Genomic DNA, 21192 nt, shown 5'->3' with positions numbered 1-21192 from the left:
CAGGAGCATCTGGAAGAAGGTGCCGATGAAGATGACGGCAATCTTCGATGTTTCGCCGACGCCGCACCACAAGAGCATCAGCGGCACGAACGCGACCGCCGGCATGTAGCGGACGAAGTCCATTGCCGGTTCCAGCAGGGCTTCTGCCGGCTTGAACGTCCCGCTCAAGAGCCCGAGTGGGAGCGCAAGTGCAAGGGATGCAAGGAACCCCAGACTGACGCGCGATACGCTGGTCCAGAAGTCCGTGCCGAAGCCCTCATTGCTGAGCCACGATACGAAGCGCAGGGCGACGTCAGTGGGCGACGGCATGAAAATGCGCGGCACCGTGCCGATGGCATTGACCGCGACCCACGCCATGAACGGCACAGCAATGCCGATGCAGGCCATGATGACATACGTATGCGGCGCCACCTGCCCGCGGATGCGCCAGAGGGGTGCTCTCCTACGCCGCTGTCGCGACCGTGGCGGACGTGCAGCGCGTGCGCTGGCGATCCGATCCGTTTTCATCGCAACTGCATCCATCGGAACCATCTGCCTTGTTCAACAACCGATGCTCAGCGGGCCGACCTTGTCGCAACCTTTGGCCGCGACGATTTAATTAAACGCTCCATTAATTTTCTCTCGCAAGCAAAAATGCTTGTCAGAGCGCCTGTCTTTTGAACAATCTCGTCACCAACCTGCTCATTCCGGCGCCATCGGCAGAATGCCTGCAGGCCTGCTACAAGGGTGTGGGCAATATGAGAGGACGCGCGAAGGCGGGGATGGCGAAAGAGCAAAGGTCGCTGCGCAAGACCAAGGACAAGCGCACTACATCGACACGCGTACGACCCAAGCGCAGCGGAAGCGCTGGCAGGCCCAAGCTGAGCCTGGCTACGCCCGATGCCGAGCTGAAAATCAGAGAGGCCGCGCTGGAGCTGTTCTCCCGTCGCGGGTTCTCGTCGGTCACGACAAAGGACATTGCGGATGCGACCGGATTCAATCCGGCGCTGATCTATTACTACTTCGGCAGCAAGGAAGCGCTTTTCCGCCAGGTCGTCACGCTGGCAGTGGAGCGGGCATTCGAGCAGTTCCGCATCTCACGCCAGGGCCGCGAGCACCCTCGCGAAATCCTCTATGGCTGGCTCGACACGCACATCTTGCAGTTCGATACGATCAGCAAGCTCATCATGATTTCCATCGACTATGCCAAGACGGACAAGCGCAAGTCGCGGCTCGACGAGGCAATTCATCAATTCTACGACGAAGAGCGCGAGGTACTGCAGCAGACACTAGCGGCGGGTATTACGCGCGGCGATTTTCGCAAGGTGGACGTGGCCGAGACCGCGACCTTCATTTCCACCTACCTCGACGGCGTGTTCGTGCGCTCGATGATCCTGAAGAAGTTCGAGCCGCTGCCAGCGATCCGCCAGCTGCGGTCCTTTCTCGACACGCACTTGAAGCCCTAGTATCCGCGGCGCCCCCGCGCCACGCGGCGTACGCACGCCAGCGTTCGCAAATGAAAAGAGCCGCGCCTGTGGGGCGCGGCTTTCACACGTCGATATGATGCCGATGCAGACCGGCGCTCAGAACTTCCAGTTGAAGCGGCCGCGCAGACCGGTGTCGGTGAAGTCACCGGAGTACTGGCCGATGTAGGAGATGCCCAGCGTGGCATCCTGCGCGACGAGCGCATCGATACCCACTTCAACAAGCGCGCTGTTCTGTGCCAGCGGCACACCACCGATGCCCATGCCGATGCCCGTCGAGGCGAACGCCAAGGCCTGCTCCGGCGTGGTATCGCCGAAGGCGTACTGCCAGGCCAGCGAAGCGTGCGGGATCACCGTCGTTGCACCCCACACCACCGTCGTACCGGTGCGCGCGCCGAGCGTGCCGTAGCCTACGTTCATGTCGAGACCGCTGCTCGTCAGAGCCGCAACAGAGCCGCTCTCGGTGAACCCGTCCGTGCCGACGTGCACGTAGGCAAGACCCGCGAACGGCTCGACCACGCCGCCATGCGTGAACACAGGATAGGCGAGCTCCGCGAACAGCTGGCCCACATCGCCATTGTAGTTGGCGCTCTCGCCCTCGTAGAACCCGGGGAACACGACAGAGCGTTCGCTATCGATGTCGTTCCACGTCCAGGTGCCGCCAGAGCGCAGCGCAAAGCCGCCGCCCAAGGCACCGCCCGCGTAGCCGCCGAGAACATAAGAGTTGATGTTCGCTGTGCTCAAGCGGTCATCCACCGAAAGACCGGTGTACATGTAGCCAGTGACGAGACCTGCGCGCCAACCGCCACCGAGGCCGCCGTCGACGCCGGTGATGAAGCCGCCGAGGTTGCGATCGGTCGTCGCTGCATTGCCGTTGGTGTTGTACTCGCCCCAGGCACCGAAGGCGCGGCTCCAGTAGGCAAGATCATGGCCGCTGGAGGGTGCTGCAGCGCGCGATGAGGCGTAGCCTGCACCCAGCGACATGCGTGATGAGCTATCCATCTCCACAACATCGGTCGGAGCGGCGGATGCCATCACAATCGGCTGGCCGCCACCGGCACCGATGCCGCCGTAGTACGCCTGAATCAGGCGGCCGGTGATCGCCTCACGCACGTAGCGGCTATCGTCTGCCAGCGCCGAACCAACCGAAGCATGGATCTCGCCCGACAAGGCGTTGAACGCCTGCTGGGCGCCGGAGATGCTGCTGGCGAGGATCGCACTATACAGAGGGTTATCGGACGGGAATTTATCCAGCGCATTCGCAACCGCGTACTGGTTCGGCGTGCGCGCGGCAATCGTGAACGAGTTTACACCGTCGACAACGAGGTACGCGTTCAGCAGGTCGTAATCGAGGCTATAGTTGATGAAGGCCGATGTGGTCTCAACGCCGTCGAAGGTACCCGTCAGCGCCGAGGAGGTGAGGATCGTGTAACGCATCAGCGAGGGCGACCCGGACACCTGCACCGTGCCACCGGTCAGCGTCGCAGTGCCACCCGCCGCGATCAGATCAGACACCGCGCCGTCAACCTCGACGACATAGGTCGAGCCAGAAGCAAACGACACGTCGCCCGTGACATTCAGCGTGCCAGGCGAATTGCCGGGAGACACCGTGCCTCCGCTCAGCGCATCGAGGCTGCCGATGGTGCCGGAGCCGCCGACGATACCGGAACCGCTGACTGTCACGTCGCCGCCGACGTCAGCATTGAAGACGGCCTTGCCACCGGTGACTTCGATGGTACCGGAGTATGCGCCCGTGCCGGTGGTAAACGTGGTCGTGCCGGCCAGAACCTGCACGTCTCCGTATCCCGTCGAGTCAGACACCAGCTCCGCGTCGAAGATCAGGTTGTTCGTATGATTGAAGACGATGGCGCCGCCCGTGAACGTCACGGTGGGCGTGGAAAGAGTTCCGCTTGCCGTCGCGGCCTCGCCCGCGGCAGCACCGAAGATCAGCGTGCCAGACCCGCCTACTTCGGTCGCCGTCGTTGCCGTCACTACCGCACCGTTACTGATCGTCATCGTACCCTCTGTGAAGGGTCCGACCCGCAATTCATCGGTGGTGAACTGCGCGTTGTTCGTCACAACCAGCGACGCAACGGCGCCATAACCGATATAGCTCGTGCCTCCGATCTCAACGATCGTCCCGGTACCGGACACGGTCATTTGGGCAATGTCGTCGGTATGGGAGCCGTAGCTGCCGAGGTAAAGATTATCTGTGACTGTCAGCAGGCCACTGTCGGTGACGTTGATGGTGGCGGCGCCGTAGTCCTCGACGGCAGTGATGTCGCCGGTTACGTGCCACTCAGAGCCCGATCCGGAGATGTTCATCGTGCCGGACATCGGGTAGCCGTAGCTGCCGAGCGTGACATCGCCGCTGTAGATCTTGCCGCTATCAGTGACGTTGACGACACCGTGACCGTCGGTGCCGTAGCCGATGGTTATGTCGCCAGCTGTCAACACCGCGTTGTCCGTCACGGTGACCGAAGCATCGGTGTAGTAGCCGACGTCAAGAGTGTTGCCAGCCAAGTTCCACTGCGACCCGCTTCCCGAAACGGTGACGGACGAACCTGAGCCGTAATAGCCGACTTGCGCATCACCAGATCCGTTGACGACGCCGCCATCGGTAATGATGAGCTGGCCCACCCCATACTCACCGATGACAACATCACCGGAGTCCCACACCGATCCAGCGCCAGTGACTGTGACCGAACTGGACGCAGATGTGTCGCCGGCGATCACCGTGTCTCCGGTCTGCAGATATCCGCCATTGCTGACGATGACGATCGCCGGCCGTGAGTCGCCAATATTGGCGTTTCCGGCGACAGTGAGTTGCGAACCAGTTCCCGAGATAAGAAGGTCGCCGCGCGTGATGTTCTCATCATACACGCCCATTGCAAGGGCGCCGGTCACAGCGACTTGAGCGCCGTCGGTAATATTCATTTCGCCGGCGCCGCCTTCGTCGCCCAGCGTCAGAGAGCCGTTGATCGTCCAGGTCGTACCGACGCCGGAAATGTTCGCCGTGCCTTTGCCAGCGTCGCTGTAGTAGCCGAAGTTCGCGGTGCCGCTGGTAACGGTGCTGCCGCCCGACACGTTGAAGACGCCTTGGCCTTCTGAATAGCCGACGTAAATGCCGCCCGTGACTGTGAGCGTTGCGCCATCGGTGAGGTTGAACGTTCCGTTGCCATCGTCACCGACATAGAGGTCGCTGCTCAGATTGACCTCGGAGTCGCTGCCGGTAAGGAGGAACGTTCCGACCGAGCCTTCGGATGAACCTACGATGAGGTTGCTGGCAGTGAGGGTAGCGCCGTCCGAAACGGTCATCGAGCCTGTGCCCTGCCCGCCGACGTAAATAGAGGCCGAGGAGTTCCATTCAGAGCCCGCACCCGAGAGCAATACTGTGCCGCTACTGCCCGCCTGAGCGCCAAGCTCAGCAGCGAACGACGTTTGAGCGGAACCCCCACTCAGGATGTTGAATACGCCAGTGCCATTATTTCCGATTGCCATCTCGCCCGCGACGCTGAGAGCCGCTAACCCTCCATCGAGCGTCAACGTGCCGTTACCGGTCGTTGATTGTCCGAGGATCACTTCATTGACGAAAACAGTGGCGTTCTCAACCGTGACCGAGCCGGTCCCCGTGGTGCCGATTATGAGATCGTCGTTGAGTGGAATGACGAAAGGCGGGACTGTCACCGACTGATTGTTGACGACTGTCTGGGCGTGCGCGATGGGCGCGCCCAAAGCGGCCGCGAGGGCGATCGTGCTGATGCGCAACAGCTGCGATGAGATTGGGCGCGAGATTGCCGACATGTGATGGTCCCCGGAATGTGCTGTTCGAACGCGACGTGACTAAAGTTGACGCGTGATACGCAAACCAGAGACTTGAAATGACTCCCGCCGATGCTGCCGTGGCGGGCATGAGGCGCGCCGCCCAGCAGAGATGGACGCGCGCAAAAAGTCGTGCGCAGTACCCAGCGCAACGGCCCGATCGATCGCAGCGGCAGTGACACACAGTCACCAGCGCGTGGCTCAGCGGGCTTGTTCGATGAGGCGGTGATTCCTGAATGCGCGATATCGAACTAGCGAAGCGACTATCAGGATCGCGCAAGACAATGCGGCGTGGCCATTGATCGGCACAGCCGCCACGATCGCCGATCTCGCTGAAACGGCGACGCCGATGCGACCTTGCGAAGTGGAGCAAGCGAAGCGGACTATCGGAATTGCGAAATGGAAGCTCAGGTCAAACCCTGCTCCGCAGCGTCGCTATCATCGGCACAGCGAAGTGGGGGCCAGCCTAGGATCGGAAGCGCTTGGACAGGGCATCCCTCAGCGTAGCTGACGGGAGTTCCCCGTACTGCTGCCGGTACATGCGGGCGAACTCACCAAGATTGGCAAAGTATTCGCCCGCTATCGACGTCAGTGTATCGCCATGGCGGGCGGCGAGAATCTGCTTGCGGACGGCTTCGAGACGCCGCCGCGCCACCCATTGCATCGGGGTGCAGTCAAACTCGTCGCGAAAGGCATACTGCAGGCTTCTGCGTGATAGACCGGTGAGAGCTTCGAGATCGGTCAGCGTGATCGTCCCCGTCAGGTTGTCATCGATATACTCACACGTCAGCCTGATGATGGCCCGGTTGGCTTTCGCGTCGCTGCCACCCGACGACAGCTCCTCGAAGTTGAAAAGCAGGGCAACCATCCTGAGGATGGTGTCATCAAGGCCTGCCCTCTCGATGAGACGCGTATCGCCGCCGAAGTGGTCAAGCATCGACGCCGCGCTGATGAGGATGCTGCTGAAATCGAGCCTGTTGCCCCGCAAGTTCAGGGCGCATGGCTCGGTGAAATCAAAAGAGTGCTGCCGCCTTGGTGGCTTGCCGCCAAGCATGACTTGCGTGACGTGAGCAATGGCTGCCGGATCAATGTCTATTCCGATCACCGAGCGGGCGGAAAAGCGCGCCGTGCAGCCCCCAGGAGGAAGGAAAACGCCCGCTTTGCCCTTGCCCCAGTCGAGCGTTCGCCCTTCACTCTTGGTTGTCCCCCCACCATGGAGCGCGACCATGAAGAAGGCGGTCGAAGCTCCATGCGCGTCCACTCGAATGGCCGACGATGCCGAGGCCAGCAGGCGCACATTGCGCGTCTTGATGAGCGATGATTGGGCACGAAACGCTCCGCCGGGCTCGACGGAACGGTAGTTCATGACGACCGAGGTGCCACGCGCCAATTCGGCCGACATGCGCTCAGCGTCAGTATAGTGGAGTGCGTGTTTCTGGCCAAAGGCAAGGGGTGGAATTGCGTCAAGTGACTGAGTCGCCATAACGACTGGTTCCGCCCGCTGGTGATGCGACGGGGCACCCCGTCGTGTGGATGGATACAGCGGCCCCCCGAAACGGGATTGCCGTTGCGATCAACGTGTTACTATGTCCGCTCCTAGCCGCTTCGACAGGTACGCCATCGACGCCGTGAGGCACGAGGTCCGGGAGATGAGAAGGTTTCGCTGACTCTGGTCAGCACTCAAATCCATATTGCTAATTCCGCGTATAAGTGAGGCTTATGTCCCTGCGCCATACCCCCTGCCTACGCCCGCTCGTGACCCAATAGAGGGCGTCGATGAACCTGCGAAATTTCGATCTCAACCTGCTGGTTGTCGTCGACGTGGTGCTTGCCGAGCTGTCGATCACGCGCGCCGCGCAGCGCCTGAACCTGACCCAGCCTGCGGTATCGCAGGCCATGGCGCGGGCGCGCGATGTGTTTGACGATGAACTGCTCGTGCGGGAGGGATCGAGCATGCGGCTCACGCCGCTGGCGCGTCGCCTCGCTCCAGAACTGAGGGATTTTTGCGCTGCCGCGGAGCGCCTGCTGTCGCGGCCGACGTTCGACCCGAGCACGGCAGAGATGAACTTTTCGGTGCTCGCGAACGATTTGACGGAACTACTTATTATACCGCAATTGGTTGCAGCGGTCGATCGGACGGCGCCTGGGTGCCGGCTCGTCGTCAGAACACCGCAGCCGCATCTCATGGACGAGACGATCGACCTCGCGATCATCGGCGCGCCGGTCCCAAAGGGCCCCTTCCTGTCGCGCGATCTCTATGAGGAGCATTTCGTCGTCATCGCGCGCCCAGGTCATCCGGCGATGCGCGAGGACATTTCGGCGGAGGATTACGCCGGCATGCAGCATGCGCTGGTATCCCCAACAGGACAGGGCGTGACGGGGCCCGTAGACGGGGCGCTGAAACAGCTGGGGCTGACCCGGCGCATAGGTCTTTCCGTCACGCGCTTCACGACCCTGCCATCGATCGTGTCGTCGACCGATCTCATTGCGGCAATCCCATCCCGCTTCGCGGAGCGCCCGGAGGTACACTCGCTCTGCAAGGTGTGGTCGCTGCCGTTCGAAAGCCCACGCTTCACCATGAAGCTGGTGTGGCACCGCTCACACGACGCCGACCCGGCGCACGTGTGGTTGCGCGGCCTGCTTTAGGCTTGCTGCTTCGAGGCGGGCTCGTGCGATCGGCGGTGAGGTGCATGCCAATGATCGAAGGTTCGGCATCGTCACTTGGCGAAGCGGATTGGTACTTTGAGGTAGAGTGACGGACCGGCCACGTCGGCAGGCGGAGGCGGGACCGGGCTTGCTCTTTGTGTCAGGGCGACCGCTTCGGCGTCGAGCGCCTTGTTGCCCGAGCTGGTCACGACTTTCGCTGAGGTCACCTTGCCGTTGCGATCGATCTTGAAGGCAACGGTTGCCGTGCCGGACCCGCCGCCGAAGCCGCGCTTGTTGCCATTGAGGTGGGCCAGCACCTTGCCGCGCCAGACAGCCAGAGACTTGGGCGCGGGGGCCGACTTCTTTGCCGCCGGGGCCGCGGTTGTCGAGACTGCAGCGGTCGGCAGCGGTTCGATCACCGGCTCGACATTGGCCGCCGGTTGCTGAGCCGCGACAGACACGGGCACCAGCACGGCAAGGCCGGCGACCGTTGCCAAGCCTGCCTTTCGTTGGATGCGGACTTTCATGACGCAATACTCCTGAGATTGATCAGCGTGAGAAGCGGATCGGAACCGTCAGCACGATGCTGCCGCCCTTGATATTCGCTGGAGGCTTGGGCACGGGGCTCGCCCGGCGGGCAAGAGCCACAGCTTCCTGGTCCAGTGTCTTGTTTCCCGATGAGCGGATGAGGCGCGCGCTGATGACACCTCCTGATCGATTGATCGTGAAGGCTACCGACGACGTCCCGCGCGCTCCGCCGCCCGGATAGCGCTTGTGCCGATTGAGATGAGCGACGACGGAGCCACGCCAGCTCGAGATCGATGCCGCAGACGCTGTGCCCGAGGATGGCGCAGCGTTGACCTTCGCGCGCGCGGACTCCATCGGTTTTGGCGCGGATGCTGCCTGCGCCACGGATTTGGGCTTGGGGGTCGACTTCTTTTTCTCGACCTCCTTCGGCTCCTCCTTAGCCTTGACCTCGTCGGGCTTCTCAGGCTCTTCCGGCTTCTCCGGTTCGACGGGCGCCACGGCGGGCGGCGGCAGAACAGCTTCGGCCACTTCCATCTTCGGAAGCTCCGGCAGATCGGGCTCGGGCTCGACGACAGGCTCGATGGGATCTTGCACCGGCTCCGGCGGCGGCTCGGTTTTGACGGGCTCCACAGGATCCTTCGGGGTCTCGTCTGGCTCGTCCTTAGCTTCGGTCGGCGTGCTCTCCTCGCTCATCTCCTGTTGCGGTCCAACGGCGACATCCATCTCCGGCGCGTCGGGGGCCACGGGAATTGGGGCAAGCTCGATCATGACCGCGGCGGGCGGCTCGCCTGCCGGCGCGGGGGGATGCGGCCAGTTCACGACGGCGTATACGGTGCCGATGTGCAGCGTCGCGACGCACAGCGTTGCGCATCCCCAGCGCAGCAGCACCTGTCGGGGCGTTTCTCCGTCGCGCGTCAGCGTTGCAATCTGCCGGCTCATCAAGGCTGCCCGGGCGCTGGCGTGGCAGCCGGCTGCGCCGCAGCGCCCGGATCTGCTGCCGCCGAGGGCGTCGCTGTTTCCAGGCCGACCAGCGCGATCTTGAGATAGCCGGCAGAGCGCAGCTCGTTCATCACCTGCATCAGGTCGCCAAAGTCGACCGTCTTGTCGGCGCGCACGAACACGCGCTCATCGCGGTTGCCTTGCGACTTGCCGTCGAGCGCACTCTTGAGCGCACCGCGCGCGATGGGCTCGTTGCCGAATGCGAGCGACAGATCGGCCTTGACGGTGAGGAAGATCGGCTCGGACGGTCTGGGTGCGGGCTGCGCGTTGGAAACGGGAAGATCTACGTGCACGTCGACCGTCGAGAGTGGCGCGGCCACCATGAATATGATGAGCAGCACGAGCATCACGTCGATGAACGGCGTGACGTTGATCTCGTGGTTGACCTCGAGCTCGTCTGAATCATCGCGCGCGTTGAGGCTTCCCGCCATGTGCTACTCCGCGGCCAGGGCGAGCTTCACCGACGGCGCACCCGGCAGACGCCGCAGGTCGATGTCGCGGCTGACGAGGCGTTCGATCGCGGCGGACGCATTGGCGAGTTGCAGGCGATAACCTGCGATCGAGCGCGCGAATGCGTTGTAGATGATGACCGCGGGGATGGCCGCGACGAGGCCGATGGCGGTGGCCAGCAGCGCTTCGGCGATGCCCGGGGCGACGACGGCGAGGTTGGTCGTCTGCGTCTCGGAAATGCCGATGAATGCGTTCATGATCCCCCAGACCGTCCCGAACAGTCCGACGAACGGGGCGGTTGCACCGATGGTGGCCAGAACGCCGGTGCCGAGCGTGAGGCGGCGGCCTGCATCGGCCTCGGCACGGGACAGACGCGAGGTCACGCGCTCCTTGATGCCGCTGGCGCTGCCGTGATCGAGCAGAACTTTGGACACGCGCATCTCATCGACCGCCTCGCGCACGAGGTGCGACCCGGTCCCGCGCATTTTGCCGATCGCATCGAATGCATCGTTCAATGTTTCGGCGGCGCGAAGGCTGCGGTCGGCGCGCCGCAACCGGCGGCGTGCGAGTGACAGCTCGAACGCCTTTGCAAGCCAGACGGTCCAAGTTGCGAAAGAGGCAAAGGCCAAGCCGATCATCACGGCTTTGACGACGATGTCGGCTGCCTGGAACATGCCCCAGGGGGAAAGGTTGTGCGGCAGCGGCGTGCTGTCCTTCTGCGCTGGCGCAGCTGCCGAGCCTTCAGTCTCGCTCGCCGCTGCAGCGTCGGTGGCCGACGGGGTGCCCGACGCCAACGGGGTGACATCGTTGGCCGGACTCATGGGCGAAGACGGTGGAGCCTCGGCCGTTGCGTCGCCGGTGCTAGCCGGGTTTGCCTCAGCCGGTGCCCCAACGGCGGTTGCGGATGATGCGGATGACTGTGCGGCCGGCGTCGATAGCGGTTGCGCGTTTTCCGCCGCTTCGGCGGCCGGCGGTGCAGCATCCGGCTGGGCCGGAACGATCGGGGTCACGGCCTCGGCCTGCATTGCCGGGGCGGCAGGAGCGCTTTCCTCAGCCGCCGCCGGGAAGCAGACCACGCAGGCTGCGAGCAGGAGAACTGCGAAGCGTGGCGCAGTGTCAGCTATGAATGGCTTGCACATGAGCATCTCTGTTGTCGGGGGCTGCCGTGGCTGAGGCGATGTTTCGCAGAAGCTCGTCGCGCTTCATGCGACTGCAGCCGGTGCAGGGAAGCCGCTGCGGCGCACGTTCCGTGACGAGATCGTCAATGGTGAAGCGCTCCATGAGCTCGTGGAATCCCGACCAAGCCACTTCCACGATCGCTGAGAAAGCGGCGCTGCTTGGATCGTCGGCGGGCTGGCTTTGTTCGAATGCGCTCATCTCGGGCTGTGTGTGGCGGAGAACGGCACCGATCGAGATCGCGTGGGCGGGACGGGCCAGCGTGATCCCGCCGTTGCGTCCGCGCGACGACTGGATCAAACCTGCCCGCCGCATGAGGTGTGCTACCTTGGCCGCGTGCTCTTTGCTTGCACCCGTTCCTGCTGCCGCGTCGTAGGTGTGCACGTAGCGGCCATTGGCGCGCGCGCATGTAACGAGCAGATTGATTGCGATCCGGGATTGTCTTGTCAGCAGCATGAGCAATCATCTCCGGAGCGTTCGATGGGTATTTTGCGCGGCGAGGGTCGCGAGACGACATAGACCGCGGACGTCAACATCGGCGCGGCGACAACGGCTGCCAGCCACAGCGAAGGATGCGTGCCGATGAGAAACAGACCGAAGCCGGCGGTCATGCCGACGCAGGCCATCACTTTGGCGGGGCCCGGCACCGCCCCCGTTTCGTTCCACGCGCGCAGCGTGGAGCCGAAATGGGGATGATCGAGCAGCCAAGCCTCGAGGCGAGGTGACGAGCGAGCAAAGAACCAGCTCGCCAGGATGAGGAAGATCGTTGTCGGCATCAGCGGTACGAACGCACCGATGAGCCCCAGGGACACCATCAACCAGCCAAGACAAACGTAGGGTATGCGCGTCATGGGTGCCTCGAGTTCCCGCGGTGCTGCTTCATCTCGCTGGTGCGTGCCCCCGGTGCGGCTAGCTCGCGGCCTCGGCCGAAAGCGGCATTTGCTCTTCGACGAACTGGCGGACCAGGGCGAAGGCGGTCTCGGCGCTCTCGATGACGCGGCGGTTCTCGGCTTCGGTGAGCGGGATGCTGTCCAGCGCGGCCGTGAAGGTGCGCCAATGCAGGCCACGTCCTTCCGGGGCGCCGGCCAGATGACGCGCACCGCGCTCCTCCGAGAAGCCGAGCTGCGCGGCGGCCTTCAGCAGAAATGCAGCGCCGAGGTTGGAGCCTTCCGCCACGTAGAGCCATCCCAGCGCCGTCGGCAGATCGATCTCGGGCCCGAACTCGGGCGTTGTGTCGATAGCCGGACAGGGAATGCCAAGGTCGGCGAGGTCTGCCTTGATCTGAGGCAGACGCCGACGGCCGGCGAGGTCGGGGAGCAACCCATCCAGGACCGGATTGTCATAGAGCGCGTCAATCTCGCGATGGAAGGCATGCTGTACGAGAAGAAAGCGGCCGTAACGATCGGCGCTGGCGAACGGATTTGCGGCCATGATCCGCTTGTCCAGCCGTTCGTGGGCAGCGGCGGTGGCCGCTTTGAGGTCTTTGGCGCGGCTTGGTGTGTCGAGGAGTGTCGTCATCTCGAATAAGTTCCTTTGTCCCAGAGCAGCGGCCGCCAGATGCGCCCCTGCCCTCCCTAATTACTAAGACGTTCGAGCCGCCGGATTTTTCACCCTCCCGCCGGCTCAAAAGCGATAATTGAGGCCCAACGTGATGCTATGCATGTCGAATGCATCGGACGCCGTGCGGCCGTTGACGTCGTCGAAGCTGCTCGGGTGAACGATCGTCTCGTAGATGGGCACTTCCTGCTCGAAGCAGTTCACGCTAGGCACCTCCCGGGTGCAAAAGCGGTGATCAGGACCGTACCTCGGGGGAATGATCTCAGTCCCGATCTGGTTTGTTTCCGTGTAGGCCTGCGCAGCGCCCGCACGGGCATTTTCAAAGCTGAAGTTTTCCTTGCCGAACCGCGTGTAGGCATATTGCCCCCTGACCGACCAGTGATCGTCAATGGCGTATTCGGCGCCGCCGCCGACCGTGAACCCGAACCTGTTCTTGGTGTCGGACTCGATGTTCGAGACCTGCGTGGTGGTGCCGAGCGGCTGATCGCTATAGTCGTTGGTCGAGCGGTATTGCTGGCGCGATTGGGTTTCACGCAACATAGAGACGCCGCCCGTCGCGTAGATGAGCAACCGGTCGTTCAGCGAATAGCCGATGCGACCGCGCAGGCTTGCAGTCCAATCCACGTCATATCCAGTTTGGGCCTGTACTGCGCTGGCGTCCGCTAGAGTTCCCTCGGTGGAGAGAGCCTTGTGCGTGCCCTGCATGTACGTCTTGCTCCAATCTGCCTCGAGGCCGACCACCACACGGTTTCCAAGCTGCCAATTGTAGCCGGCCTGAACGCCGAACATGCCGCTGTCGAACTTCATATCGGCAGACTCAGTGGCCGCGATGGGATCTGGCGTCCCGTCGAGCGCTGTTGTGTTGCCCCAGGTGGCTGCGAGACCGGCGCCGCCATGCAGGCCAACATAAAGGCCGCCCCAATCCACCTGACCCGAAGCTCCGCTTTCTGCGTGCGTGAACAGAGAGGGAAGCTCCGGCAGTGTGTCGTCTCCACCGAAAGTCTTCGTGAAGCTGGCGTAGAATGTTCGGCCAGGTCCCGGCTGTGCCACCAGGCTGAGCGGATCGATGTAGTATTTGTCGAACACGTTCTCGACGCGCAGCGAGGCTGTCAGGCTCTCTGTCAGCTTGTATTCGGAGAATAGGTCGACCAGCACATACGGTTCCCAGTTCACCGGTGCGATGAACTGCGATGCGCCGACCACCGTAACGTCGCCATGGCCGATGGCGCGCGGACCAACATAAGATGCGCGGCCGCCAACTGTCAGCCTGTCTTCGAACAGCTTCTGTGCCACCGTCAGATCGACGGTGTATTTCGGCTGCACGTGGTTGGTCGCGTAGTCTCCGTACAGTGTGCTGGCGCCGCACGTGTCGGCTGTCCGGCAGTATTCGACATTGAGGAAGTAATTCGCGGCGAGATCGGCAGTGAACCCGCCGTTCTCGTAGCGGCTCGAGAACTCCAGGCCTTCGAACTTGGCTCGATCGATATTCTCAATGTTGAGGACCGTGGTGCCGTCGATGACCATGATGTTGCGCGCGAGATAGTTCTTCACGTCCCAATTGAAATAGCCAAGCTTGACCATCCCGCGATCATCGCCCGACAGCAGCCCATCGCGGCGTAGATTGGTGCCGACCTCCCAATTGCTGGACCGCTCGGGTCCGACTCCGTCATGAGCGACCACACTGTTAAATGCCGAGACCGATTCAATGATGCTGGGTGCGCGCAGAGTGCTGGAGTAATTGACATAGAGCTCCATCCCATCCAGCGGTTTCAGCGTCACGCCGGCAGACGGACTGAACCCGCCTTCGTCGGTCTTGTAGCCAAGAACGACCCTGTCATTCGTGACCTGCGTCCGATCATAAGGGTCGGTGCGATCCTTCAGCCAGAAATGCGAATAGCGCAGGCCGCCATTCAGGGTGAGCCAATCGACGGGCGAGTAAGCGGCCTTGGTGAAGCCGGCGACCTCGTGGCGGATCGCGTCACGTGGTGTGAGCCAGCCTTCCAGCACGTCGCTGTGAGGGCTGCCGCGCGTGTCCTCGGCGCGGTACGACAGGCCATTCGTCAGATCGACCTTGCCGAAATCGAACGCGAACTTCGACAGGTTGGTGAAATCGCTGCCCCACATGTCGGTATCTGATCCAGAGCGGAAATTCGCCGGCAGGCCGATTGTCTCCGGCTTGACGAATGTGCTGCCGCCTCGGATTGGATTTCGTAACTCAAGGTGGCTCCAGTAGACGTTCGACTTGAGATCGACGAGATCATTATCCGCCGGGTTCCAGCGATGCCGTGCCGTGAAGGTGTCGAGGCTGGTGCCTGACGTCTGCTTCTGCTGCACGGCCTGCCCGGCGACGCTACCTAGCGCGGACGCTAATCTGTCTCCGGCTTCGCTGCGAAACCCCGTATAGCCAAGCTGTAAGGTCTGGTCTTCGGAGAGCTTTGCATCGAGCTTGGTCAGCCAGCTTTCCGTGCGAAGCTGCGTATTCAGGACTTCTTCGCCGCCGCGGTAGTTCGCCAAGCCCTGGTTCTCGACATAGTCGCGATAAAGATATTCGGGCGGACATACGCCGCTGCTGTAGCAGAACGGACGCTCGCCGGTACCTACAGGGTTGGCGTCATTACCTTGTGTTCCGGCATGATAGTTCCCTTGCTCGCGATAGGCATAGCCGGTGACAAGGTCGAAGTTCTCACCCTTGTAGGCGCCAACGATGCTGCCCGAGCCGCTCGTGGGTTCGAACATACCCGGCCGATCCATACCGGTCGCCGATGGTGTCGCTGAACCATATCCCGTGGTGGGGTCGCTCCACCCCAGAGGATTGCTGATTGCATATCCGGCCGTGTCGCCTGCGTGCGGCTGCGAAGTATTGGTGCCGAAGCCCCCCTTTACGCGCACGCCCCACGTGTCGCCCGCCTTGACGATGTCATCGGCGTTGATCGTGCGCATTGCAACCGCGCCGGCATTGCCCCAAGACGCAGCGTCCGCCCCCTTGGTGATGTCAACGCCGCCGATGAAGTCCGGGTCGACAAACGTGCGATTGGAGAGGCCTTGGTAGCCCTGGTAGATGGTGACGGAGTTCTCCGCGCCGTCGATGGTGGTCGCCACGCGGCCGAAGCCCTGCATGCCGCGGATGTTGACGTCGATGCCGGCAGCGCCGTTGCGCGCCTCGCCCGACATCACACCAGGCGTGCCGCGGAACATGTCGGCGGGACTGGAGCCGCGGAAGCGCTCGATATTCTCCGATGAAATGTGCGCAGTCGGCGCTGTGCTCTCATAGGGCGTGTAGACTGAGCTGCCATCTGCCGCGACGCCGCCCGAGACGTCGATGGTGTCGAGGGCGATGGCGCCATCGATGGTGGCGCCGGTATCGCTCGCGGCTGCAGGATCGAAGATGCGCACCGTCTTGGCGCCGGAGAAGCTGTAGCTGAGCCCCGTGCCCGACAAGATCTGCTCGACCGCAGCTTGCGGCGATAGGCTTCCCGAAGCGCCACTCGTCTGCTTGCCCGCGGTCAGCTCACTCGCATAGACGAGCTTCAGCCCCGCCTGCTTACCCAGCGCGAGGAGACCGCTTTCCAGCGCTCCTGCTGGAACGGAAACGTTCACCGCGACCTGTTCCTGAGCATCTGCGGGCTTCGACATTGCGGCGCTCAACCCGTTTCCAATAGCAAGTGCTGACACCAGCGCTTCCGCACCCCTTCGCAGACGGCTCCGCCGTCCATTCGAAACGCAACTCACTGACATTTCGGCCCCCAAAACACTCAGTACATTCAACGCGGGGGTACGTACCCGTTACGCACCACTACAGACTAAGAGCGTCGGCAGAGGAGAATCCTGACGTTGGTCGTAAAGATTTTTTACGGTGTGCGCCGGCCGACTACAACAAGCAGGCCGGTGAGATGCGTGACGGAGACCGGAAGGCTCATCTCGAGGTCGCGAAGCGCAGCATCGGTGTCGTTGAGGTCGAAGATGCCCGAGACCTTCTGCTCGCCCAGCGCGCGATCGAGCATGACGATCTGCCCGTGCCGGTAGCGTGCAAGAACTGCGAGCACCTCCTTTAGCGGCCGCCCTGAGAAGATCAGCCGCCCATTGCGCCAAGCGGTCGCATCGGCGACATCGGCGCGCTGCACGACTACGGCTCCGCCGTCGCCGATGACTGCTGCGTAGCCCGCGCTGACGAGGACGCGCTGATCGGCGGTTTGAACCTCGACTTTTCCTTCCTCGACCTGAACATCAGGGCGGAGCGATAGGGTTGCGGCACGCACGGCGTATTGCGTTCCCACAGCGGTTGCGCTCAGCGTTCCGTCGTCGACGATGAACGGGCGCTGCGGTTCCTTGGCCACGTCGAAAAATGCTTCGCCGCGCAATATGTGAATGCGGCGCTGGCTTTCGGTGAGATCGACTGCGATGGCCGTGTCGGTGTTCAGGTAGACGCGGGATCCGTCTGCAAGGTCGATGGTGCGGACCTCCCCGACCGCGGTGTAGTAATCGGCGCGCAGGCGGTCCATGTAGCCGGCGTTGTAGAGCGAGCCGGAGATAAGCAGAATGAGGGCCGCCGCCGTGGTGCGAACGACCGTGCGGCGGCGCCGCGCGCCGCGCAGTTTGTTGATCCGATCGGATGGGATGGGTAAGTCCTTCAGGTCGCCCCAAAGGTCGCGGAATTCATCGAACGCTTCGCGGTGGCGAGCATCTCTTTCCAGCCACTGCTGGAACAGATCGCGATCGGCCGGCGTCGCATCGCTCGATTGCAGCCGCGCCACCCAGCCGGCCGCTTCCTCGGCGATGCGATCAGCATCGGGCTTTTCACGTTTCTCGGGCATGGCATCCGGCTGTCATGGCGCCGCTCTCAACGCCGGACAATGAGCGACTAATCCACTAGAGCCGAAAGCCCTGCCCGCTCCTGACGTCGCCATCAGAAAAAAATCTCGGCGCGCACGTTACGGCAGTGAATGAGAGCCTTGATGATGTGCTTCTCGACCATGTTGCGGGAGATGCCGAGACGGGCCGCGATCTCGCCGTTGGCCATGCCGTGCAACCGGCTGAGAATGAACACCTCCTGACAGCGGTTGGGCAGCTTCTCGATCGCCCGGGCCAGCAGCAGCAGGCATTGCCGCGCATTGACGATGCGTTCCTGGCATGGCGCGTCGAGAGGCTGGTCGAAGCCGGCTTCCTCGGGCGCAAAGAGGCGCATGTCAGCGGCGGCGCGCGCGCTGGTCTTGCTCGCGACGGATTTGGCAATCTGAAACAGGTAGGCCTGCGGGTTCTCAATGACGGTGTGCTGCGGGACGGCCAGGAGACGCAGGAAAGTCTCCTGCGTGGCGTCTGCGGCGTCGGCCGCGTTTCTGAAGCGCCGCAGGAAGTAACGCCGAAGACGCCCCTCCTCGGTCCGCTGTAGATCTTGCACCAATATCCCGATCACGCCGGGCCCCACCCGCAGCAAGAGACTCCGCGCAACGCCTCTCGGCGAAGCTTCAAGTCTCCTCTTCAAAACCCAGCCGCCGCGACCACGCAAGCCTAATGATTTAGAGCTTTTCTAGAGGCATGAGGCGAAACATGACTTGCTTGGTATAGTTTTAGCCGAATTCGTTGGGCTTAGCGTGCCGCGCGCGTGCTGCTGCACGATTGCTGACGGGCGCGCAATTCACAGCGAACGTTGCGCAATGGCCACTGGGCCCGCCACCTCGGCATCGTCCGTATCGATGCCGAGGTGTTATCGCGCGCTAATACCAGCGCCGATCATCGGTGCCAGGTGCGCAGTGTCGCGCGTCAGTATCTCAACTGCACGCCAAAGGTGGCAGTTCGGCCCGGCGCGAGGAAGAGGCCTCCGGCGGGCACATAGCGCTGGTCGGTGAGGTTGTTCACCGACAGCCGCAGCGTCGTGTTGTCGTTGGCCTGATACGTGCTGTAGAGGTCGTAGATCGAATAGGCTTCGGTTGCCTCGATCACCGCCAAGTCGCCGCCAATGGACGCCACCGTGCGCGTCTGTGTCGGCTCGGTATGCGTGTAGCGCGCACCGATGGTCAGGCGCTCGTCGAGCAGACGCACGCCGCCATCGATCGTCAGCTTGAACACCGGAGGCACGTTGCCGGCTACGGCGAAGACGTCGCCGTTGGTCGTATCGGTGCCATTGGTGAAGAGCTCGGTCTTTGCGGGCCACTTGGTGTCGAGCCAGGTCGCTGCGGCGCCGATGTATGCCGTGCGCATGTCGTAGTTGGCTTCGAGTTCGACGCCGCGCATGGTAGTCGTGCCGTCCATGTTGACGAAGCCCGTGTAAGTGCGGGTGGAAACTTCCTCGGTGTAGATCGTGCCCATGACGATGTAGTCGTCGATGTCGCGGTGGAAGGCGGCTGCCTTCACGCGCAGACTGTCGTCATCGCGGAACAGACCGTCCCGGATAATGTTGGCGCCGACCTCGAAGGTCTCACCGGTTTCACCGCGGAGGCTGGCATTGGGAGCGAAGCTCACACCGACACCGTCGCCGGGAGGGCCTCCGGCGAGGAACGCTTCGAGCGTGGTTGGAGGACGGTAGCTCTGACTGTAGCTCGCATACGGGCGAAACCAATCGACCGGCTTCAGTTCGATCGTTGCCGACGGCAGCCACGCTCCGTCAGTGCGATCGATGTCCATGGCGTATTCCGGATAGTCGGTGACGCTCGTCGTCGTCCCGTGGATCACAGAGCCCGCATTGTACCACATGCCGTTGATCGCCTCGCCAACTGTTGCGAACGTATTGCAGACAGTGGTTCGCTGTGCATCGGTTACGGGCCTCCCGGACGTGGGATTGATGCCGGTGTCGCAAATGGTTCTGCGGAGGTCATAGAGGGTTACGCTATAGACCTGCGCCCACTCTCCCCACGTTGTCACCGCCTGCGCGGTTCTGTCGGGCGTCGTCGTTACGGTCGTGCGTCGATCATAATAGCTTGGATGCCCGCGCAGCCTCGACCAGTCATAGCGGATGCCGCCCGAGACCGTGATCCAGTCAGCCGGCTTCAACTCGCCGTTGAGAAACGTGCTCGCTACGTCCCTTTGTCCCGGCGGGTTGAACGCGACGTAGCTCGTTTCCCACAAAGGGTTTTCCGCAATGGTCTCGCTGTTAGCCGAGGAACTGGCTTTATCCCGGAACGCCTCGGCGCCGTAGTTGAGTGTGAGCAGGCCGGCCCCCGTCTCAAGTCGGCTGGTATTTTCCAGCGTGCCGCCGAAGCTCTGATTGTCGAGGTCGAGATACGTGTCTGGGGGTTGGCTGGAGGTGGGGGTCGATCGACGCGACAGGCGCAACTCGTCATTCTGCGAGTTGTTGAACCAGAGGTTGGCCTTGAAATCGATCAGCTCCGATGCGGGCTTCCAGTTGAATTTGGCGACGACATTGTCATTGCGCACATGTTCCAGGTTGCCGCCAACACCCTCCATGGCGTAGGCGAACTCGATGTCCTGGTGCATCCACGACAGCGAGGCCGTGATGCCTTCGTGGTGGTCGAACTCAAGCTTCTGGAACGATGTCCAGGTCTCCCGCCCCAGCGAATCGTTGAACGAACGCGCATCGCCGTTCTTGCCAGGCTCGTATTCGCCCACCTTGAGCTTGCTGAAGCCGGCCGTCAGGGAAAGCGTATCGGTGATGCGGAAGGCTGCCAGCGCCGATCCCTGAAAATCGTACTCGTTCGTGCCACGCAGGAGGTTGAGTTCCACGCCGGTCTTGGCACCCGGTGCAATCAAATCGTCCGCGCCGACTGTGCGGAAATCCACCTTGCCGCCAAGCGAGCCGGCGCTACCCGCCTTTGCGTCCGTCGTCTTGGTGATGTCGACTTCGCGGATGAACGCGCTGTCGACGAATGCCTGCCCGGAATTCGATCCATAGCTACCCATGCCAGTGCCGAAGCCCATGCCGCGCTGCGCGTTCTGGCGCGCGCCATCGATGGAGACGACAACGCGACCGGAATCCTGCAAGCCGCGAATATTGGGCGAGACGGTCGGGAAACTGCCATTGCCCTCACCGGCATAAACGCCTGCGGCGTTGGCGAGCAGATCGCGCGTATCGCGCGTGGGCACGGTCTTCGTCGCTTCTCGCGTTATCACGCTGACCGACGCCGGCGTTTCATAGACCCAGTCGGGTGTTCCCTGGTAACCGGAGGAAGCCGCACCAGCGGAAACGTCGATGGTGTCGAGGGCGATGGCGCCATCGATGGTGGCGCCGGCGCTGTTGCCTGGCGCACTGATGGTGACGGTGCTGCCGTTGGTCGAGTGCGTCAGGCCGCTGTTGGCGAGCAGCGCGTCGAGTGCCTGGTGCGGCTCGTAGGTCCCCGACAGCCCGGCCGTCGTGCGGCCCTGAAGCACGCCGCTGGCTGCAAGGAACTTCATGCCCGAGGCCTGCGCCCATTGCGTCAAGGCGCTGGACAGGCTTCCAGCGGGAATATTGTAGGTGATCGTTTTTGACGATGCCGTCTGCGCTGATGCCAGCGGACTAGCGGCGATTTGACCTGCGAGCACCAGGCCACCAAACACTGCCGCACGCAAAACGCTTCGGGCTGCCGGTCGCCCGGCAATACGCATACTCATACTGTCCCCC

Annotated in this window: 16 protein-coding genes; 2 read left to right on the top strand and 14 right to left on the bottom strand. The window is 62.7% G+C overall.

The features are described 5' to 3' along the window. Nucleotides 1–507 (bottom strand): ABC transporter permease (locus ACP15D_RS19945; protein WP_424959147.1); only part of this gene is annotated, 507 nt, incomplete at its 3' end. A gap of 149 nt (nt 508–656) precedes the next feature. Here ACP15D_RS19945 and ACP15D_RS19940 point away from each other — a divergent pair. Then, complete coding sequence (locus ACP15D_RS19940) at nt 657–1445, top strand: TetR/AcrR family transcriptional regulator (protein ID WP_424959146.1); 789 nt, start codon at nt 657–659, stop codon at nt 1443–1445. 117 nt (nt 1446–1562) lie between these two features. Here the strand turns inward: ACP15D_RS19940 and ACP15D_RS19935 are convergent, their stop codons facing one another. Together ACP15D_RS19935 and ACP15D_RS19930 are read right to left on the bottom strand one after the other, a co-directional pair. Further along, a complete protein-coding gene (locus ACP15D_RS19935) occupies nt 1563–5267 on the bottom strand; it encodes an autotransporter domain-containing protein (protein ID WP_424959145.1) in 3705 nt (1234 codons plus the stop codon). 484 nt (nt 5268–5751) lie between these two features. After that, nucleotides 5752–6675, bottom strand: a complete 924-nt coding sequence (locus ACP15D_RS19930) for a helix-turn-helix domain-containing protein (RefSeq protein WP_424959144.1) — start codon at nt 6673–6675, stop codon at nt 5752–5754. A 386-nt stretch (nt 6676–7061) separates the two neighbouring features. On the opposite strand from ACP15D_RS19930, the gene ACP15D_RS19925 reads away from it, so the two are divergent. Next, nucleotides 7062–7931, top strand: a complete 870-nt coding sequence (locus ACP15D_RS19925) for a LysR family transcriptional regulator (RefSeq protein ID WP_424959143.1) — start codon at nt 7062–7064, stop codon at nt 7929–7931. A gap of 71 nt (nt 7932–8002) precedes the next feature. On the opposite strand, the gene ACP15D_RS19920 is transcribed toward ACP15D_RS19925, so the two are convergent. The 11 genes from ACP15D_RS19920 to ACP15D_RS19870 all read right to left on the bottom strand — a co-directional run bounded on the left by ACP15D_RS19920 (nt 8003) and on the right by ACP15D_RS19870 (nt 21182). Continuing rightward, a complete protein-coding gene (locus tag ACP15D_RS19920) occupies nt 8003–8458 on the bottom strand; it encodes an energy transducer TonB family protein (RefSeq protein WP_424959142.1) in 456 nt (151 codons plus the stop codon). Nucleotides 8459–8480: 22 nt separating this feature from the next. Next, complete coding sequence (locus ACP15D_RS19915) at nt 8481–9398, bottom strand: TonB family protein (RefSeq protein ID WP_424959141.1); 918 nt, start codon at nt 9396–9398, stop codon at nt 8481–8483. After that, the gene (gene exbD / locus ACP15D_RS19910; protein WP_424959140.1) at nt 9398–9889 is read right to left on the bottom strand and encodes a TonB system transport protein ExbD; all 492 of its coding nucleotides are present in this window, start codon (nt 9887–9889) and stop codon (nt 9398–9400) included. Before exbD ends, ACP15D_RS19915 begins: the two co-directional genes overlap by 1 nt. 3 nt (nt 9890–9892) lie before the next feature. Then, the gene (gene exbB, locus ACP15D_RS19905; protein WP_424959139.1) at nt 9893–11047 is read right to left on the bottom strand and encodes a tonB-system energizer ExbB; all 1155 of its coding nucleotides are present in this window, start codon (nt 11045–11047) and stop codon (nt 9893–9895) included. After that, complete coding sequence (locus ACP15D_RS19900; RefSeq protein ID WP_424959138.1) at nt 11025–11540, bottom strand: RrF2 family transcriptional regulator; 516 nt, start codon at nt 11538–11540, stop codon at nt 11025–11027. The genes exbB and ACP15D_RS19900 overlap by 23 nt, the downstream gene beginning before the upstream one ends. Next, nucleotides 11531–11935 (bottom strand): YbaN family protein, encoded by a 405-nt coding sequence (locus ACP15D_RS19895; RefSeq protein ID WP_424959137.1) that lies wholly within the window; start codon nt 11933–11935, stop codon nt 11531–11533. The genes ACP15D_RS19900 and ACP15D_RS19895 overlap by 10 nt, the downstream gene beginning before the upstream one ends. A gap of 58 nt (nt 11936–11993) precedes the next feature. Further along, nucleotides 11994–12602, bottom strand: coding sequence for a biliverdin-producing heme oxygenase (locus ACP15D_RS19890; protein WP_424959136.1), 609 nt, complete (start codon nt 12600–12602; stop codon nt 11994–11996). Between the two features lie 105 nt (nt 12603–12707). Further along, nucleotides 12708–16274, bottom strand: coding sequence for a TonB-dependent receptor domain-containing protein (locus ACP15D_RS19885; protein WP_424959135.1), 3567 nt, complete (start codon nt 16272–16274; stop codon nt 12708–12710). Nucleotides 16275–16489: 215 nt separating this feature from the next. Then, on the bottom strand, nt 16490–17452 hold the full coding sequence (locus ACP15D_RS19880) for a FecR family protein (protein ID WP_424959134.1): 963 nt from the start codon (nt 17450–17452) through the stop codon (nt 16490–16492). A gap of 92 nt (nt 17453–17544) precedes the next feature. After that, nucleotides 17545–18039 carry an RNA polymerase sigma factor gene (locus ACP15D_RS19875; protein WP_424959288.1) on the bottom strand — a complete coding sequence of 165 codons (495 nt, stop codon included), beginning with the start codon at nt 18037–18039 and terminating at the stop codon, nt 17545–17547. Between the two features lie 359 nt (nt 18040–18398). Further along, nucleotides 18399–21182, bottom strand: coding sequence for a TonB-dependent hemoglobin/transferrin/lactoferrin family receptor (locus ACP15D_RS19870; RefSeq protein WP_424959133.1), 2784 nt, complete (start codon nt 21180–21182; stop codon nt 18399–18401). Between the last annotated feature and the right edge of the window lie 10 nt (nt 21183–21192).

The sequence above is a fragment of the Hyphomicrobium sp. 1Nfss2.1 genome, from assembly GCF_965243865.1.
Classification (GTDB): Bacteria; Pseudomonadota; Alphaproteobacteria; order Rhizobiales; family Hyphomicrobiaceae; genus Hyphomicrobium_A.
Note: the sequence above shows the minus strand (reverse complement) of the source record. Positions and strands in the feature narration are given on the sequence as shown.